The sequence below is a fragment of the Lentzea sokolovensis genome, assembly GCF_033949975.1.
Taxonomy (GTDB): domain Bacteria; phylum Actinomycetota; class Actinomycetes; order Mycobacteriales; family Pseudonocardiaceae; genus Lentzea; species Lentzea sokolovensis.
This window is the reverse complement of the sequence record NZ_JAXAVU010000013.1, coordinates 46,882-63,511: the sequence shown is the minus strand read 5'-3', so window position 1 is coordinate 63,511 and position 16,630 is coordinate 46,882. Positions and strand designations below refer to the sequence as shown.

The following is a 16,630-nucleotide window of genomic DNA, read 5'->3' as shown; positions in this document are numbered from 1 at the left end:
CACTGTGGGCGAATTCGTGATGCGCAGAAGGCGACTGTTTCGTCACTTTACGTGACTGTCCAGAGTGGACTTGTCACCGATGTGTAACGGCGCGTGACACGGGTACTCACGGGACGACACCAATCGAAGGAGGAGGTTTCGTGACCACCATTGAGAAGTCGGTGGATGTCCACGTGCCAGTGAGCACCGCGTACAACCAGTGGACCCAGTTCGAATCCTTCCCGGCGTTCATGGACGGCGTCGAGAAGATCGACCAGCTCACGCCGACCAGGACCCACTGGACCACGAAGATCGGTGGCGTCGTCCGCGAGTTCGACGCGGAGATCACCGAGCAGCACGCGGACGAACGTGTCGCGTGGACCACGGTCGACGGTCCGCCACAGGGTGGCGTGGTGACGTTCCACCGCCTCGACAACGACACGACCAGGGTCCACCTCCAGATGGAGTACGACCCGGAGACCCTCACCGAGAAGGCCGGTGCCGCGCTCGGCGTGGTCGGCCACCGGGTCGAGGGCGACCTGAAGCGGTTCAAGGAGTTCATCGAGAACCGCGGTACCGAGACAGGCGCCTGGCGTGGCGACGTGACGCCGCCGCCCCAGGTCTGATCGCGGTGTGCGTTGACGCCAGACCAGCACGCGGCGTTCGAGGAACTCGCCCGCACCTCCCGTGACTCGCAGTGTTATTACGCACTGCGGGACCGGTTGGTGCGCGAGTACCTCCCCCTCGCCCGCCACATAGCTCGCCGCTTCAGTGAACGCGGCGAGCCGATCGAAGACCTCGCGCAGGTGGCGGCGGTCGGCCTGATCAACGCCATCGACCGGTTCGACGTGGGCCGGCAGACGGACTTCCTGTCCTATGCCGTGCCCACGATCACCGGCGAGGTGCGGCGCCACTTCCGCGACCAGTGCTGGGCGGTGCGGGTCCCCCGCAGGTTGAAGGAGCTGTGCGACTCGATCGACGGAGCCACCGCCGAACTGTCGCACCGCACCGGGCGATCTCCCACTCCCTCCGAGATCGCCCGGCACCTGGGGGTGTCGCTCACCGACGTCTACGAGGGCCTGCGGATCGAGAAGAACGTGGCGTTCGCGCCGCTCGACTCGCTGGAAGGCTCGACCGTCGACGACCCGGCGCTGGAAGGCGTCGAGATCCACGAGGCCCTGCAGCCGATGCTGCGGGGCCTTCCCCGGCGCGAGAGGACCATCGTGGTCCTGCGGTTCTTCGGCCGGCTCACCCAGACCGAGATCGCCCGCCGCGTCGGCATCTCCCAGATGCACGTGTCGCGGCTGCTCACCAAGTCACTGGAGCAGCTGCGGCACGACCTGCTGGCGGAAGAGTGAAATGAGCGAGCGGGAATGTCCGTTTCTGGCGATACTGAACTCATGAACCGGTTGCGGTGGCCCCAGAAGCTGGCGATCGGCACCGGCTCGCTGCTCGTGCTGTGGGGAGTGGCCGGGTTCTTCGTGACCGGCTTCTCCTCCTTCGCCGGCGAGTCCGAGACCTGGGTCCTCTGGCTGCGCGTCAACCCGCTGCAGAACGTGATCCACCTGGTCTTCGGTGTCGCGCTGCTGCTCGCCGCCCCGCGGTTGAAGGCGCTGAGCGGGACGGCGCTGCTGGTGGCGGTGGCGTTCCTGGTGCTGTTCGGGCTGGGCCTGGCCCGCTACGACGACGAGGTCGTCAACTTCCTGAACGTCAATCCCGGCAGCAACGCGCTGCACCTGTTCGCCGGCTTCTCGGCGCTGGCCGCGGCGCAGGGTGCCGCGTGGTGCCGGCAGTGCGACCGGGCCGCCCTCAAGCCTGCGTGAGCAACCTGCGGACCGCCCGTTCCGGATCACCCCGGCCGATGACGTTCCCCTGTTCGAACGCCTCGACCAGGCGCGGGTCGACATAGGACTTCCGCGCCACCGACGGCGTGTTGCCCAGGTTCTCGGCGACCTCCTTCATGACCTCGCCGACCGCTCGTTTCGACGGCTTGGGCTGTGCCGCGAAGGCCTGGGCGGCGAACACCGTGGCGTGCCAGGTGCGCAGGTCCTTCACGCTGAACTCGTCACCGACCAGTTCGCGGAACCGCTCGTTCACGTCGTCGGCGGTGAGGTCGAAGACCCGGCAGTCCGGCGGCTTGTCCTTGACGAGCGTGCGGACGGCTCGCGCGAGCCGCGGGTCGGTGACCTCCTCGTCGACCTCGACGCCGGACTTGGCGGGAAACCGGAACCGGACCCGATCGCCGGTCACCGAGAGGTGTTCGCACAGCAGGGTCGACACGCCGTGCGAGCCGTTCTCCTCCACGTACTCCTCGCTGCCGACGCGGAAGATGCCCAGGTCGAGCATCCGCAACGCGATCGCGAGCAGCCTCTTGGAGCCGCGCGACCTCATGTCCTTCTCGATCTGCTCGCGGAACCCGGCGAGCTTCGGGGCGAGCTTCAGCACCCGGACGAACTTCTCCGTGTCGCGGTCGGCCCGCCATTTCTCGTGGTAGAGGTACTGACGGCGGCCGGCGTCGTCCACACCCACGGCCTGGATGTGGCCGTTGGGGTGCGGCGAGATCCACACGTCCCGCCACGCCGGTGGGATGACCAGGGCTTTCACCCGGTCGACGTCCTCCTTGAGCAGTGGCTCGCCTGCCTCGTCCAGGTAGCGGAAACCCTGGCCGTGCCTGCGCCGCGTCCATCCGGGACCAGCTGTCCTGCTGCGCCTCAGTCTCATCCGGCCACTCCGAGGTTGATCACCATGAAACGCGGGTACCCGCCCCGCGATGAATCACTACACGGTCGGCGTGGAACAGGAGTTCCTGCTGGTAGATCCCGATTCGCGGCGGCCGGTGGCACTGGCGCCCCGGGTCAGGGAGATCTCCAGCGCGCCCGGCGACCTCGACGTGCAGGGCGAGCTGACGCCGTTCCAGATCGAGGTGGCCACGGGTGTCACCTCGTCCTTCGAGGAACTGGACGAGCAGGTGCGGCAGGGACGGCGGGTGCTCGTGGACGCCGCCGGCGAGGCCGGGTGCCGGCTCGTGGCGACGGGCATGCCGCCGATCGGCGAGGCCGGTCCCCCTCCCGGATCGGATGACCCCCGCTATCACCGGATCGAGTACTCCCACCGAAGACTCGTATCGGGAACGGGCGCGTGCGGATTGCATGTGCACGTGGGTGTTTCATCGAAGTCCGAAGCAGTGGCGGCGTCGAACAAGCTGCGGGCGTGGCTGCCGACGTTGCTGGCACTGAGCGCGAACTCCCCGTACTCCCAGGGAGAGGACACCGGGTACGCGAGCTGGCGGTCGATGGTGTGGTCGCGCTGGCCGGTGAGCGGGCCGCCGCCGTTCTGGAACGACCCCGCCGACTACGACCGGACCGTCGACGCGTTGATCAGCTCGGAAGCGTTGATGGACAGGGCGATGGTGTACTGGGACGTCCGCCCCTCCGCCGATCATCCGACGGTCGAGGTGCGCGTCGCGGACATTCCGCAGCTGGCAACGGAAGTCGCGGTTCTCGCGGAGCTGGTCCGGGCCCTCGTCGTGACGGAACCCTCCGAACAGCGGGTGGACGATTCCGTGCTGCGAGCGGCATATTGGCGGGCGTCGCGCGACGGGGTCGACGGACTGGCCGCCGATCCACACACCGGAAAACTCTCCCCCGCGTTCGACCGGGCGACTTCGCTCGTCGAGCACGTCGCGGTCGCGCTGCGCGATCGTGGCACTCTGTCTACTGTGGAGCAGCAGTTGGACTGGTTGCGCCACAACGGCTGCGGTGCCGCTCGACAACGACGCTGCCCGGACCCCGAGTCCCTTGTGGACATGCTGATCGCCCGAACGCGTGAGGAAACCTGATGCGCCTCCCCGGTCCCCGCGGCCACATGAGCTCCGCCCTGGTCGCAGCACTGCGGCTGCCGCCCCCACCGCGGCCCGCGCTGCTCGTCAGCGGCGGCACCAGGGAGACGTGGCTCGACGACGACCTGCAGCTGTCGCTCTGGATCTGCTACGAGCTGCGGATGCGCGGCTTCGACGACGTCGCCTCCGGCTGGGAGGACCACCCCGCGCTGGCCCAGTTCCACGCGGCCCTGGAGGCGCGCTGGGAAGAGGCGCTGCGGTCGCTGACCGAGGTCACCTCGCCCGCCGCGTTGCCGCCGGAGGGAGTGACCGAACTTCGCCGGCACCACTCGTTCTGGCAGCCGCGCCGCGAGATGCGGTCGGTGCTGCGCGACATCCAGGGCGACGCGTACGGCACTCGTTCCGAGCGGACGCACTCCGTGCTGTTCACCGTGACGTTGCGCGATCTCGAACCGTCCGTCGGCGTCGACGAAATGCCCGCGCCCACCCTGGCCCTCGCGAACGCGCTGTCGTTGTTCGGCCTGCACCGGCGACTGGTCGGCGCCCTGGTCGGGTTCCTGACCGCGGTCGACACCATCGGCGGTGACCCGTTCGCGCAGCTGCTGCCCGTCCAGTGCCCGCCGGACGACATCCGTCTCGGCTTCACCGCGTGCCACGAACTGCACGCCCGCCTCACCCAGCACGTCCACGTTTCCCGGCAGGCAGGCCGCAGCTCGCTGAGGGGCCGTCGACCGCTGGTTTCGAGCCGGGTTAACGTGGGGTGCTGACCGACTGAAGGAGCTCGCGTGCCTGACCCCACCGCTCTGGCCACCGTGGTCGCCGACCGGATCGCCCCGGACGTCGCCGTGCTGCACGTGTCCGGCGAGCTGGACACCACGTCCAGCGGCGAGCTGACCGGTCCGCTCGAAACCCACGTGACAGAAGGTCAGCGGGCCATCGTCGTGGATCTCGGCGGCGTGAAGTTCCTGGGTTCCGCCGGGCTGGAGGCTCTCGTCCTCGGCCAGCAGCGCGCTTCGCGGACCGGCGTCGAGTTCGTCGTGGTGGCCTCGACGCGAGCCGCGCTGCGGCCGATCGAGGCGACCGGGCTCGACGCGGTGTTCACGATCCTGGGATCGATGGACGAGGCCGTGGAGCGCTACTCGGCGAAGTAGCCGCCGGTCGGCCCGTCCGGTCCGATCCGCGTCAACCGCTCGACGGCTTCGGTGTTCTGCTCGGCGGCGTTGATCCGCATCCGCGGGAACGCCTTCGCGTACTGCACCGTGACCACGTTGACCGCTGCCGCGGACGGTGAGTCCTGAGGGCCGCTGACGTTCACCACGACCGGGGAGGCCGACCGCTCCAGCAGCGGCAGGTAGGCCTGCAGGACGCGGGCCGCGCCTTCGAGTGCGGCCTCGAACGTCTCCTCCGCGGCCCCGCCGTGGTTGACCAGCACGTCGAGCGAGTCCGGGGTCGCGGCCGAGGTGATCAGCACAGAAGCCATGCGTTCCACGTTAATCCTGGCCGATGTCCTCGTACCAGAGCTCGGGACGCTCGGCGATGAACGTCGTCATCAGCTCGACCAGCGCCGGATCCTCGACGACGGTGATGCCGACGCCGTGCTCGGCCAGCCAGTCGTGGCCGCCGTGGAAGGTCGTGGCCTCACCGATCAGGACGTTCGAGATGCCGAACTGGCGGACCAGCCCGCTGCAGTACCAGCACGGTGACAGGGTCGTGACCATGGTCGTGCCGCGGTAACTGCGCTGGCGACCGGCGTTGCGGAAGGCCGAGGTCTCCGCGTGCATCGAGGCGTCGCCGTCCTGCACGCGCCGGTTGTGGCCCCGGCCCAGCAGACGGCCGTCGCCGTCGAAGAGCGCCGCGCCGATGGGGATCCCGCCTTCGGCGAGTCCCATCCGCGCCTCTTCGACGGCGACGGCCAGCATGTCTTCAGCAGTCATGCGTTCGACGCTACTTCGTCTTGTACAACTTCACCGTCATCGACGTGCCGCTCTGCCGCAGAACCTTCAGGCCGACACCGACGGCGGGCAGCTTGACACCCGCGTTCGGCTGCTCGGCGTACCAGAACTGCTTGGTGTCGTCGAACGTCGGCTGAGCAGCCGCGCCGCGGACGTAGGACGCCTTGCCGTTGACGTGCAACGTGAAGGAGTCCGACTTCTGCAGCGAGAACGGCGCGTCGTATCCGCTGACGGTCGGCGACCAGCGCTGACCCTCCAGGTTGTAGAGCGGCGCCGGGTTGGCGTCGATCGGCAGGATCAGGCCCTCACCGGGGTGCTCGCTGACGTTGTTGTCGAGGAAGCTCGTGTTCCACAACGACACCAGCAGCCCGTCCTGGTACGGGAAGTGCTCCACGAAGTCGGGCTTGTCCGGGAAGCTGTAGCGGTACGGGCCGGTCTGGTTGTACTTGCCGTACGACTCGTAGGTGCGGTTCGAGGCGATGTAGAACTGGTCGAACGTCTTCGTCTCCTTGCCCTCGGTCGTGCGGAAGCCGCGCGTGGTCCACAGACCGGCGGTCTCGCCGCCGTCGGTCAGCACCGGGGCGCCGTCCGCGGTCACCGTGATCTGGTCGGCGAAGAAGCCCTGCAGCGCAAGAGCTCCGTCGGTGCGGTAGGCGAAGCGCAGCTTGGTGTTCTTGCCGGCGTACGCGTCGAGCGACACGTTCACGTCGACCCACTGGTTGTCCGACGAGCTGCTGATCGCGGGCGAGTTGCCGGAGTCCCGCGCGAACGGCTGCCCACCGGCGGTGCCGTCGAGCTGCGTCCAGCTGCCGTCCTCATTGGACGCTTCGACGTAGAGGTAGTCGTAGTCGGCCTCGATGTCGAAGCGCGCCTTGAGGGTGAGCGACGCTGACGTCTTGCCGCGCAGGTCCAGCGGGGCCGTCATGGAGTGGTCGAGGTCGTTGCCCTTCTCGCTCCACCACATCTTGCTGCCCGCGAAGGGAGCGCCGTAGTCGAAGTTCTTCGAGATGTCCGGCAGGACGACCACGAGCCCCTGGGCCTTGGCGCTGTTGTACTCGTGCGGGCCGAGGTCGAAGACGCGTTCCTGACCGGCGACCGCCACCTCGTAGTCGAGCCAGCCGAGCTGCAGCTTGTCCCAGGCGGAGAACTCGTTGGCGCGCTCACCGGGAGCCTCACCGGGGGCGTTCACCCGGTTCTGCGCCATGATCGACCACCAGTTGACGCCGTTCGTGCCGCCGTTGGTGTCGTAGTGGTCCGGCAGGCCGAGGTCGTGGCCGTACTCGTGCGCGAAGACGCTCACGCCGCCGTTCTCGGGCTGCACGGTGTAGTCGCCGACCCAGATGCCGGTGTCACCGATCTGCGCGCCACCGAGCTTGTTGCTGCCAGGGCCGGACGTGTAGTTCTTGTACGCGTAACCGCGGTGGCTCCAGAGCGCGTCCTCGCCCTGCAACGGGTCGCCGTCGGCCTGGTCACCACCGGCGTGCACGATCTGGAAGTGGTCGATGTAGCCGTCGGCCTCGTTGAAGTCGCCGTCGGAGTCGTAGTCGTAGCGGTCCCACTGGTCGTACTCGGCCAGTGCCGCCTTGATCTGCTCGGTCGTCTTGCCCGCGGCCTTCTGGTCGGCGACCCACTGCGTGACCGCGTCCTTGATGAGCTCACGCGAGTTGTTGCAGATGTTGTCGTTGCACGGGTAGCCGTTGCTGCGACCGTAGCGCGCCTCGTTGTACTGGACCTTCACCCAGTCCGTGACGAGCCCGTTGACCGTGTACCGGCCGCTCGACTGCTTGTCGTAGAAGTTCGCGACGGAGTTGGCGTCCTTCTTGCGGCTGAAGTACAGGTCCTGGAAGTACTTCTGGCTGAAGTCCTTGCGCCAGATCGTCGTGTTGTCCACGGCCCGGTTCGGCTCGGGGATCTGGTTGTGCGCGGGCCCGTCGAACCGCTGCGGCCCCGGCGTGGCCGGGTTCGTGTCGCGGTCGGGGTAGTCGGGATGCCGCTCGTTGCCGAACTCCGTGAGGATCACGAAGATCTTGTCGGTCTTCTCCCGCTTGAGCTCGACGTACTGGTCCTTGTCCTGCTTCTTGCCGACCTTCGCGACGGTGCTGGTCCCCCGCTTCTCGGTGGTGGCCTGACCGGTCAGCACGTCGGCGAGCGCCTGCTGCTTCAACGCGCGGCGCTTGATCTCCAGCTCGTGCGGCTGCTCGTCGGACTGCCGCGTCTCCTGCGCCTCGGGCTGCGCGGGCGGCGTCGCGGTCGCCGGTGTGACCATGCCCGCGGTGATGAGCGCGAGCGCCGCCGCTCCCGCCAGAACTCTTCGCACTTGTCGTTCCCCTCTCGGAATCCCGAGCGCACGCTACGTAGGGGATTTTCGGCTCGACACGTCCGAAGGTCGGGAGAAAAGGGACAAGCCGGGTTCGCATGAGTGCTTTCGTCGGTGGTGAGCGGCACCTCCGGCCCCGTACCGTGGACTCGCTCCAGCTGTGATCCGTGCCTGCATGAGGGGTTGGCCGCGGATTCACCTGGAGGAAGTCAGTGCACACCGAAGCGGACTTCGACGTCGTGTTCGTGAAGTTGTTGCCACGCCTGCAAAGCCGTACGGCGCAGCTCGTCGGCGACCGTCACCTGGGCGAGGAGCTGGTGCAGGAGGTCTATGTCCGGTTGAAGAGCTCTTCGACGCGTCAACGTGGTCTGCTCGAACACCCGAACCCGTACGCCTACGCGCTCACCGCGACCATGAACCTGGCTCGCAGCAGGTGGCGTGCCGAACGGCGGTGGGTGGTGCGGGAGCACGTGGACGCCGGCGTCTGGCAGGGCGCCGCCGAGGGCGACGAGTTCGTGGCCGGGTTGCTGCGGCAGTTGACCGGCAAGGAAGCCTCCGCGTTGCTGCTGGTCGACCTGGCCGACCGCACGTTGGAGGACGCGGCGCGTCTGCTGGGCGTGCACAAGGGAACCGTGCAGCGGAACCGCGTTCGTGCGCTGGCCAAGCTGCGTGCCGTCCTCGTGCGCGATCACCAGACCAGCAGGTAGTGCTCCTTGACGACGGCGACCAGGTCCTCCCAGTCGTTCAGCAGCGGTTGCAGGGCCGCGATGTCGCCGTCGTACTCGAGAACGAAGCGCAGCCCGGGTTTCGCGGGATCCGAGAGCGTCAGCCCGCACTCCTCGTCCATCGTGTGCGTGCGTTCTTCCACCTCCCGCACGAGGCCGAGCACGTACTCCGGCAACGACGGCACCGTCTCGGCGTGCGGCACCACGACCACCACGTCGGGTTCCTCGACCAGTGCGCACTGCCGGGCGACCTCGGCGTCACCGGGCGGCGCGAAGATCACCCACGCCGACTCGTGCCGCCGCCACAGCAGGAACGAGTGGGTGTGCATCTCGATGTCGCCCCGCGCGTCCTCGGCGGTGCCGCCGAGGACGGGATCGTCGATCAGTTCTTCCAGGCGCGCCAGCACCTCGGGCAGCACCTCGCGGTCGATCCTGCCCACGTGCCCCAGACACGTGACGGCGAGCTGGGCGAGATCCCGGTCGGCACCACGGGTCACGTCGAGCAGGATGCGCTGCAACTGCTCGCGTTCCGGGTCGTGGCGGACGAGGGCGAGCATGGCCTGGTTCGCGTCAAGGCCGCCCGCGCGGAGCTCACCGTGCCAGCGCACCACGCACTCGGCGATCACGACGTCGGCCGACCGCGCCAACCACTCGTCGATGTCGCCGGTCACCGTCGCCCAACCGCCGCCCTCGGCGCGCACGACCAGTTCGTCGTCCACGACGCCGACGAGCGGGTCACCGTCCCACTCGAACACCAGCCCGCCGAGCCCTGGGACCTCGCGGACGTCCCGCCAGTCCTCAAGGGCGGCGCGGACCCGTTCGACCAGGCTCACTTCGGCGGCAGCGCTTCCACGAACTCGCGGCACCGCGCGATCCAGTCCTCCAGCGCCTCGTCCTCCGCCACCGCCTCGCCGTCGACGACCACCCAGCCGTTCATCGGCCGTCCGGTGAAGTCGAAGACGCGGGCGCCCGGCTGGGCCAGCGCGTCGGCCTGCGCCTGCGGGCCGACGCGCGCGATCACATCGGAGCCCAGCACTCCTACCAGCATGTTTCCCCGCCACATGAACACCAGGCTGCCGAACATCTTCTTCGTGCTCAGGTCCGGTAGGTCGCCCAGCGACTCGCCCAGACGGTGCGCAAGGCCCTCGTCGTACGCCACACGCTGAATACTGTCTCAGCGAGTTGCCAGGCGCCTCTCAGTTTCGTGTGGCTTGATGGACATACAGGACATAGGGAGGCCCATCTTGTTCGGCTTGGTCGGATGGATCGTCGGTTGGATCTTGACGCTGTTCATCCTCGTGATGATCGGCCGGATGATCGTGGACTGGGCGGTCACGCTGCAGGCGCGCGGTGACTGGGTGTGGAAGGTGCGGCGGGTGACGCACGGCATCACCGAGCCCGTGCTGGCGCCGGTGCGCAAGGTGTTGCCGCCGGTGCGGTTCGGCGGGTTCGGGCTGGACCTCGCGTTCACGGTGGTGTTCATCGCGGCGCTGATCCTCAGGTCGATCGTGTGGTGAGGACGCCGGGGTTGAGCACGCCCTGAGGGTCCAGCGCGGCCTTGGCACCGGTCAGGGCCGCTCCGAAGACGTCCGGCCGTTGGCGCGTGTACCAGGGCATGTGGTCGCGGCCGACGGAGTGGTGGTGCGTGATGGTGCCGCCTGACGCGATGAGTGCTTCGGACACCGCGGCCTTGATCTCGTCCCACTGCTCGGTGAGGCTGCCCCAGCGGCCCGGCGCGTAGATGCCGTAGTAAGGCGCGGGGCCGTCCGGGTAGACGTGGGTGAAGCGGCACGTGACGATCCCGATGCCGCACACCTTCTTCAGCGCCTCGGTCGCCGCTTCCGTCACCGCCGCGTGCAGTCCGGGGAAGCGGTCCCAGGTGCAGGCCGTCTCGAACGTCTCGGTGATCATCGCGTGCTGGGCCATCGCGTCCCGCTGGTAGGGCATGCGCAGGAACGACTTCCGCCACCGCTGCGCCGTTCCCTCGACGACCTCGCCGTCACCGCAGAGCTCCACAGCGCGAGCCAGCAACGCGTCGACGGGGTGGTCGGCGGACTCGAAGGCCAGCACCAGCACGGACGACGGCGAGCCGGCGTTGAGGAACGCCTCCGCCGGATCCAGCAACCGGCAGTTGGCGGGGTGCAGACCGGACTGCGCGATCAGCCGCGTCGCCTCGACGGCCCGGTCCCACGACGCGAACCGCACCGAGGCGCCCGCCCGGTGAACCGGCGGCTCCTGCAGCCGCATCCACGCCTCGGTGATCACGCCCAAGGTGCCCTCGGAGCCCAGGAAGAGCCGGTCCGGCGACGGACCCGCACCCGATCCCGGCAACCGGCGCGACTCGGAGATGCCGCTCGGCGTCACGACCCGCAGCGACTCGGTCAGGTCGTCGATGTGCGTGTAGAGCGTGGCGTAGTGGCCGCCGGCCCGCGTCGCGAGCCAGCCGCCGAGCGTCGAGAACTCGAACGACTGCGGGAAGTGCCGCAACGTCAGGCCGTGTTGTTTGAGCTGGGCCTCCAGCGACGGCCCCAGCACCCCCGCCTGAATCCGCGCGGCACGACTCGTCGGATCGACCTCCAGCACCCGGCCCAGCCCGCCGAGGTCCAGCGTCACGACCCGATCCAGGTCACGAGGTTCGACCCCGCCGACGACGGAAGTGCCGCCGCCGAAGGGAATCAGCGCCACGCCGTTCGACCCGCACCAGTCGAGCACGTCCACGACGTCCTGCTCGGTGCGCGGCCGGGCGACTGCGTCCGGCAACGGCCCGACGTCGCCGGAGAGGTTGCGGGTGACGTCGCGATAGGCCTGGCCGCGGGCGTGCGCGAGCCGGTCGACGAGATCGGTCGAGTAGATCTCGCCCGGCGGCTGGACGCGCGACTCGGGCAGGTCCAGCGACGACGGGTCCGGTGGCTCGTGGAACGTCAGATCCGCGTCCGGCAGCACGGCCCGGACCCGCTCGACCAGCGCACGGCGTTCCTCCGGGGTGACGGCGTCCTCGACGGTGCCCCAGCCCCACCACGACCTCGTTGTCATGACGAGCAACCATAAGCGAAACGCTGCCGTTCTGGAATGGCATGAGTAGAAGTACACGCGCGCACAAGAGGATCGCGGCGCTACCGTCGCCGTCATGAAGTTCTGGGGGATAGCACTTCTGGTGATGGCGCTCGTGGTGACCGCGTACTTCGGCGGCCAACCTGACGGCAACAGCGCTACCGACAAGAAGGCCGGACAGGTCGCCGAGGCCATCGGCTACCCGCGCGGCACCGACGCCAACGCCTATGCCCGTTCCGCGCTGTACGACAACTCCGACCAGAAGTACTTCGCGATCCTGGAGATCACCGACAGCCCGACGAACGATCCGGAGAAGGTCCGCGCCAGCCTGCTCTTCCGCATCTACGACCCCGGCACCTCCGAGGCCCCGCCGAGCTTCCGGCTCTGGGAGGAGGACCCGGTGACCGCCTGCTACCGCGCCGACTTCAACCACTACGGCGTCACCGACGGCGGGCCCGAGCGCGTCCGCTGTCCCGCCGACGCCAGGCCGATCGTCCCGCCGCCCGCTCAGCGCACCGGCGTGCCGGAGAACTACCCCGACGCCCTCAAGACCGTCCTCGCCGCGCTACCGCCCGCCCCGACGCAGGACGAGGTGCTCGCGGAGCTGCGCGCGAAACTCCCGCCGATGCCGGTCGATCCGGAGACCAAACTGCCCTGGAAGGAGCCTCGCCTCGACGCGTTCGTCCAGGACGGTGCCGTCGGCGTCGTCGTCGCCGGCGGTGGCGACTGCCTCAACGGGGTGCGGCTCGCGAACGGCACCGTCGAGGCGTGGTACCCGCCGCGCGTGCAGACCCAGCCCGGCGAGATCGGCTGTTCCGGTCAGGGCGCGCTGGTCCTCTACCGCACGCCGCCTCCGCACTAACCCGCGCCGAAGCAGACGAAGCCCACGGCCGCGGCATAGGCCGCGTCGTCGGCGGAAGCCCGCTGCACCGCCGCCAACGCCTCGGCCGGAGCCATCCCGGCGGCCAGCTTCTGGTGCAGCTCCACCATCACCGGAGCCGTGCCGTCGGTCGGCACCGGCACCACGGGCGCGATCAACGTCCGCGTGCCCAGGCCGAGCAGAGCAGCGGTGAAGCCCATCAGCTCGTCACCAGGCCGGACCGCGGACTGCCCGGTGTCGCACGCCGACAACACCACCAGCGTCGGCGGGGTGCGCAGGCGTTCGATGTCGTAGACGGTCAACGGCCCGTCGGCCAGCTCCAAAGCCGAGAACAGCGGGTTGTCGACGCGGAACGAGCCGTGGGCGGCGATGTGGGCGAGAGCGGCACCGTCCATTGCGGACGCGACAGCGCTCACCGTCGCCTCGGCGTCGACCAGAACGCGTCCAGGTACGTGCGCGCTGATGGCCTTGATCTCGGCGGGCGCGGCGGCCATGCGCGGTCCCGCGGCCAGCACGGCCTCGCCGGAGGCATCAGGCACCGAAGTGGCGCGCAGCCAGACCGAGGCCGACGGCGCGACGGTCACCTGGCGGTTCAGGACGGCCCACGGCAACCCGTTCAGGGCACCGGTCGGCACGACCACCAACGGCCGGCCGTCGATCCGCGACGCCAACGGGTCGAGCAGGCGGCGAGCCAGCAGCGAAGCGGCGTGCGACGCCGACGAGCGGGCCACGGCCATGTTCGGCAGCTGCGGCGGCAGGGTCACGAGGCGGTGCAGGGCGAAGCGGAGCAGGCGGATCTCGCGGACCACGCCCTCCACGGCGCCCAGCGAGTGCAGCGAGGCGCGGCCGCCGGCCAGGACGACGGCCATCAGCACGCCGTCGTACTCCACGAACTCGATCAGCGCCGACGAGCCCAGAGCGGACCCGAGCGAGCCGACCGACGGTGGCTTGAAGACGGAGACCTCGCCCGACACCTGGCGGGTGAGGTCGCGAACGCGTTGCTCGGCGCGGACCAGCTTGGCGCGCAGGGCACCGGCGGGTTTCCCGGCCAGCACAGCGGATTCCACGTCCGCCGCCACCGCGCGCAACGACGCCAGCGCGTCTTCCAGACGGGGGTCGTCCGGCGGCGACACGGACTTCATCCGCAACGCCCCGGCCCGCCAGCTCTCGGTCCACGACAGCACGCGCGCCGCGTTGCCCGAGGCCACCGCGAGCCGCAGGCCCTCCAGCGCGAGAGCCTGGCCCTGCACACCGGTCGACGCCCGCAGTTCCGCCGCGCCCAGCGACACCCGGTACTCGTCCAGCAGCCCGATCCCCCGGCGCAACGCGGACGAGGTCCCCCGCACGTCACCGGAAAGCTTGCGGCGCAACGCTTCCGCGTACCAGCCGCGCACGCGCAGACCGGCCGGGCCGCGCAGCCGGGCGCCGGCGGCGACGGAGAGCTCGGCGACGGCACGCGCCCGGTGGCCGAGGTCGGCGGCGACCAGGCCGGCGTCGATGCGCGCCTCCAGGGCGGGCAGCCGCCAGTCCATCGCGTCCAGCTCGGACGCGACCCGCGACAGGGCCAGCCGCAACGGCCTGTTCCGGTCCCCGCGCAGCACGGCCGCGTGCAGCTCCAGGTAGCGGGCGCCGGCCGCCCACAGCAGGCGTTGCTCGCGGCGGAACCGGCGGCGCGCCTCGGCGGCGAAGGAGTTGGCGGCGTCGGGATCGTCGTCCAGCAAAGCGATCCGGGCGCGGAAGTACAGGGCCTCCGAGACGCCCAGCGGGTTCTTCAGCGCCTTCAGCTCGGTGATCGCGCGGTCGGCGGCGGCGCGGGCCTCGTCCAGCAGCGGCACCGAGACGAGCAGTTCCAGCCGGTTGACCAGCAGAACTGGCCGCATCACGTCGAGGCGGCGGTGCACCTCTTCCGCCTTGTCGAACAACGTCAGCGCGGCGGGGACGTCGCCGCCGCGGGTCGCCATGATGCCGGCGTTCCAGTGCACGTCGGCGACGCCGAGCTCCTGGCCGAGCTCGCCGAGCAAGGACGCCGCCAGCTCGAAGTCCGCTGACGCCTCACGCATGTTCCCCACGTACGCGCGCACGAGGCCGCGGTTGTTGAGAGCGCGCGCCTCGACCAACTGGTCCCCCACGCGGCGTGCGCCGGCGATGGCCGCCGTGTAGTCGCGCTGCGCGTCGTCGTAGCGGGTCAGGTAGTGGAAGACGACGCCGCGTTGCATCAGGGCGGCGACCGAGTCCGCGCCGGTCAGTTCCGGCATGGCGTCGTCCAGCAACGTCAGCGCGGCCTTCTGCTTGCCCGTGTAGGCGAGCACCCACGCGAGACTCATCTGGGCCAGCGCGGCCAATCGGGGCAGCGACGCGTCCGAGGCGATCCTGATCGAGCGACGCAGGTGCCTGGCCGCGCCGGGGAAGTCGTGCATCTCCCGCAACGCGAGGCCGATCGCACGCTCGGCGATCGACCATTCCGAGCGATCTTCCGTCGCGCGAAGGACAGCGCGGGCCATCTCCACGGCCGCGCGCGGGTTGCGCTGCCTGGCCTCCAGCGCGTCCTCCGCACAAAAGTCGGTCACGGCAACACTTTATCCGCTGTGGTAGCTTGATCAAGCTCGGTCGGGGTGCCCGTCAACGCTGCTTTAGTGAGGCCGTGGTGTCGAAAACGCCAGAAAGCGCGGAGCTTTACCAAAGAGCTTTCCTGCAGCTCATCGCCGAGGACAAGAACATCAGCTTCCACGCCGAACGAGGGCGTGAATTCCTTTATCGACCCGGCCAGTTGCTCGTCGCAGCCGAGGATCAGCAACGGGTGATCGAGAAACTGCGCGAAAACAACATCGTCGCCCGGCCCGGCGAAGGATTCGCCGGATTGGCGCGATTGACGTTGCCGAACAACGCGGAGGACATTCCCCGCATTGTTCGTCTGTTGCGGGATCAACGAAACTGGCCGAACGAGCGCGTCCCTCTCGTGCAGCCGCACCACGTGATCGTCGGGCACGGCGGTCTCGTCATGGGCAACCCCGGCGACCGGCCCTACCCGGCCGACCCGGTGTCCGCGCCGAAGTTCGACGAGCGCCTCAAGGACGTCCGGGTCGGCATCATCGACACCGGCATCTCCCAGGGCGCCGACAGCGACCACTCCGACTGGTTCGGCGGCCGCTACGCCAAGGAGGCCGACGACGTCGACCCCGCCTACAGCAGCGGCGACAACTTCGCGTTGCAGGGCGGCCACGGCACGTTCGTCGCGGGTGTCATCCAGAACGCGGCGCCCGGCGTCACGTTCGACCCGGAGGTCGGCCTCGACCCGAACGGCTTCGGCGACGAGGAACAGCTCTGCCGCAAGATCACCGAGCTGGGCAAGAAGAAGATCAACCTGCTGAACCTGTCGCTCGGCTGCTTCACCGAGGACGACATCGCGTCCGAACCGTTGCGGCGCACGATCGAGGCCCTGCCCGCCGACATCGTCGTGGTGGCCTCGGCCGGCAACCAGGGCACGCAGCGGCCGAGCTGGCCCGCGGCGCTGTGCCGGGTCACCGCCGTCGCCGCCGCCCAGCAGGAGCGGGACGGCTCCATCGGCCCCGCCTTCTACTCGAACTGGGGCCACTGGGTCGACGCGTGCGCGATCGGCAACCGGGCCTCCACCTATCTCAAGGGCGAGTGGCAGCTGCCCGGCGAGGCCGCCGCTACGCCGTTCGCGCTGTGGGCGGAGTGGTACGGCACGTCGTTCGCCGCGCCCCTGGTCACCGGCCGGATCGCCGCCACGATGGTGTCGGACGGCATCGGCGCAGCTCAGGCACGTGACAAACTGCTGAGCGGGCCGGAGCTGCATCCCGGCTACGGAGTTTTTGTCAAATAGTTGTATCTGGGGAGCAACCTCGGCCTCCGCCAGTTGTGATCGCA

At 69.3% G+C, this 16,630-nt stretch carries 19 protein-coding genes; 10 read left to right on the top strand and 9 right to left on the bottom strand.

Annotated features, from left to right (window positions below):
* Positions 1–140 precede the first annotated feature (140 nt).
* Genes SK854_RS31470 through SK854_RS31460 form a run of 3 tightly spaced genes read left to right on the top strand, consistent with a single transcriptional unit; the run spans position 141 to position 1,802 of the window.
* Positions 141–605 carry an SRPBCC family protein gene (locus tag SK854_RS31470; RefSeq protein WP_319978755.1) on the top strand — a complete coding sequence of 155 codons (465 nt, stop codon included), beginning with the start codon at positions 141–143 and terminating at the stop codon, positions 603–605.
* A gap of 12 nt (positions 606–617) precedes the next feature.
* A complete protein-coding gene (locus tag SK854_RS31465; protein ID WP_319978754.1) occupies positions 618–1,337 on the top strand; it encodes a SigB/SigF/SigG family RNA polymerase sigma factor in 720 nt (239 codons plus the stop codon).
* A 42-nt stretch (positions 1,338–1,379) separates the two neighbouring features.
* Positions 1,380–1,802, top strand: a complete 423-nt coding sequence (locus SK854_RS31460; RefSeq protein ID WP_319978753.1) for a DUF4383 domain-containing protein — start codon at positions 1,380–1,382, stop codon at positions 1,800–1,802.
* Here SK854_RS31460 and SK854_RS31455 read toward each other — a convergent pair.
* Entirely contained in the window at positions 1,789–2,700 is a 912-nt protein-coding gene (locus SK854_RS31455) for a DNA topoisomerase IB (protein ID WP_319978752.1), read from the bottom strand. The genes SK854_RS31460 and SK854_RS31455 overlap by 14 nt on opposite strands.
* A gap of 49 nt (positions 2,701–2,749) precedes the next feature.
* On the opposite strand from SK854_RS31455, the gene SK854_RS31450 reads away from it, so the two are divergent.
* From SK854_RS31450 to SK854_RS31440, 3 genes are read left to right on the top strand one after another with little or no spacing between them, the layout of a single operon-like run.
* Positions 2,750–3,817, top strand: coding sequence for a carboxylate-amine ligase (locus SK854_RS31450; protein ID WP_319978751.1), 1,068 nt, complete (start codon positions 2,750–2,752; stop codon positions 3,815–3,817).
* Positions 3,817–4,584, top strand: coding sequence for an iron-containing redox enzyme family protein (locus SK854_RS31445; protein WP_319978750.1), 768 nt, complete (start codon positions 3,817–3,819; stop codon positions 4,582–4,584). Before SK854_RS31450 ends, SK854_RS31445 begins: the two co-directional genes overlap by 1 nt.
* 18 nt (positions 4,585–4,602) lie before the next feature.
* A complete protein-coding gene (locus tag SK854_RS31440; protein ID WP_319978749.1) occupies positions 4,603–4,968 on the top strand; it encodes an STAS domain-containing protein in 366 nt (121 codons plus the stop codon).
* Here the strand turns inward: SK854_RS31440 and SK854_RS31435 are convergent.
* From SK854_RS31435 to SK854_RS31425, 3 genes are read right to left on the bottom strand one after another with little or no spacing between them, the layout of a single operon-like run.
* Entirely contained in the window at positions 4,953–5,297 is a 345-nt protein-coding gene (locus SK854_RS31435; protein WP_319978748.1) for a Rossmann-fold NAD(P)-binding domain-containing protein, read from the bottom strand. The genes SK854_RS31440 and SK854_RS31435 overlap by 16 nt on opposite strands.
* A gap of 10 nt (positions 5,298–5,307) precedes the next feature.
* Positions 5,308–5,751 (bottom strand): nucleoside deaminase, encoded by a 444-nt coding sequence (locus SK854_RS31430; protein ID WP_319978747.1) that lies wholly within the window; start codon positions 5,749–5,751, stop codon positions 5,308–5,310.
* Positions 5,752–5,761: 10 nt separating this feature from the next.
* Positions 5,762–8,086 (bottom strand): immune inhibitor A domain-containing protein, encoded by a 2,325-nt coding sequence (locus SK854_RS31425; protein ID WP_319978746.1) that lies wholly within the window; start codon positions 8,084–8,086, stop codon positions 5,762–5,764.
* Positions 8,087–8,298: 212 nt separating this feature from the next.
* Here SK854_RS31425 and SK854_RS31420 point away from each other — a divergent pair, with 212 nt between their 5' ends.
* Positions 8,299–8,793 (top strand): RNA polymerase sigma factor, encoded by a 495-nt coding sequence (locus SK854_RS31420; protein WP_319978745.1) that lies wholly within the window; start codon positions 8,299–8,301, stop codon positions 8,791–8,793.
* Here the strand turns inward: SK854_RS31420 and SK854_RS31415 are convergent.
* Both SK854_RS31415 and SK854_RS31410 read right to left on the bottom strand, forming a co-directional pair.
* Entirely contained in the window at positions 8,775–9,644 is an 870-nt protein-coding gene (locus SK854_RS31415; RefSeq protein WP_319978744.1) for a hypothetical protein, read from the bottom strand. The two genes, SK854_RS31420 and SK854_RS31415, sit on opposite strands and share 19 nt — an antisense overlap.
* Positions 9,641–9,970, bottom strand: a complete 330-nt coding sequence (locus SK854_RS31410) for a TfoX/Sxy family protein (RefSeq protein ID WP_319978743.1) — start codon at positions 9,968–9,970, stop codon at positions 9,641–9,643. The genes SK854_RS31415 and SK854_RS31410 overlap by 4 nt, the downstream gene beginning before the upstream one ends.
* A 121-nt stretch (positions 9,971–10,091) precedes the next feature.
* Between SK854_RS31410 and SK854_RS31405 the strand changes: the two genes are divergently transcribed.
* Positions 10,092–10,328 (top strand): YggT family protein, encoded by a 237-nt coding sequence (locus tag SK854_RS31405; RefSeq protein ID WP_319978742.1) that lies wholly within the window; start codon positions 10,092–10,094, stop codon positions 10,326–10,328.
* On the opposite strand, the gene SK854_RS31400 is transcribed toward SK854_RS31405, so the two are convergent.
* Positions 10,309–11,844, bottom strand: a complete 1,536-nt coding sequence (locus SK854_RS31400) for an FAD-binding oxidoreductase (RefSeq protein WP_319978741.1) — start codon at positions 11,842–11,844, stop codon at positions 10,309–10,311. The genes SK854_RS31405 and SK854_RS31400 overlap by 20 nt on opposite strands.
* A gap of 94 nt (positions 11,845–11,938) precedes the next feature.
* Here SK854_RS31400 and SK854_RS31395 point away from each other — a divergent pair, with 94 nt between their 5' ends.
* On the top strand, positions 11,939–12,724 hold the full coding sequence (locus SK854_RS31395; protein WP_319978740.1) for a hypothetical protein: 786 nt from the start codon (positions 11,939–11,941) through the stop codon (positions 12,722–12,724).
* Here SK854_RS31395 and SK854_RS31390 read toward each other — a convergent pair.
* Both SK854_RS31390 and SK854_RS31385 read right to left on the bottom strand, forming a co-directional pair.
* The gene (locus SK854_RS31390) at positions 12,721–15,309 is read right to left on the bottom strand and encodes a CHAT domain-containing protein (RefSeq protein WP_319978739.1); all 2,589 of its coding nucleotides are present in this window, start codon (positions 15,307–15,309) and stop codon (positions 12,721–12,723) included. The genes SK854_RS31395 and SK854_RS31390 overlap by 4 nt on opposite strands.
* A complete protein-coding gene (locus SK854_RS31385) occupies positions 15,306–15,710 on the bottom strand; it encodes a hypothetical protein (protein WP_319978738.1) in 405 nt (134 codons plus the stop codon). Before SK854_RS31385 ends, SK854_RS31390 begins: the two co-directional genes overlap by 4 nt.
* Between SK854_RS31385 and SK854_RS31380 the strand changes: the two genes are divergently transcribed.
* Positions 15,699–16,586: a S8 family peptidase gene (locus SK854_RS31380; RefSeq protein ID WP_319978737.1), complete on the top strand. Its 888-nt coding sequence runs from the start codon at positions 15,699–15,701 to the stop codon at positions 16,584–16,586. The genes SK854_RS31385 and SK854_RS31380 overlap by 12 nt on opposite strands.
* Positions 16,587–16,630 lie beyond the last annotated feature (44 nt).

Bases quoted from the DNA above. Each gene is read 5' to 3' on its own strand.
- SK854_RS31460 (WP_319978753.1), top strand. From the start codon at position 1,380: ATGAACCGGTTGCGGTGGCCCCAGAAGCTGGCGATCGGCACCGGCTCG.
- SK854_RS31455 (WP_319978752.1), bottom strand. From the start codon at position 2,700: ATGAGACTGAGGCGCAGCAGGACAGCTGGTCCCGGATGGACGCGGCGC.
- SK854_RS31450 (WP_319978751.1), top strand. From the start codon at position 2,750: ATGAATCACTACACGGTCGGCGTGGAACAGGAGTTCCTGCTGGTAGAT.
- SK854_RS31445 (WP_319978750.1), top strand. From the start codon at position 3,817: ATGCGCCTCCCCGGTCCCCGCGGCCACATGAGCTCCGCCCTGGTCGCA.
- SK854_RS31435 (WP_319978748.1), bottom strand. From the start codon at position 5,297: ATGGCTTCTGTGCTGATCACCTCGGCCGCGACCCCGGACTCGCTCGAC.
- SK854_RS31430 (WP_319978747.1), bottom strand. From the start codon at position 5,751: ATGACTGCTGAAGACATGCTGGCCGTCGCCGTCGAAGAGGCGCGGATG.
- SK854_RS31400 (WP_319978741.1), bottom strand. From the start codon at position 11,844: ATGACAACGAGGTCGTGGTGGGGCTGGGGCACCGTCGAGGACGCCGTC.
- SK854_RS31395 (WP_319978740.1), top strand. From the start codon at position 11,939: ATGAAGTTCTGGGGGATAGCACTTCTGGTGATGGCGCTCGTGGTGACC.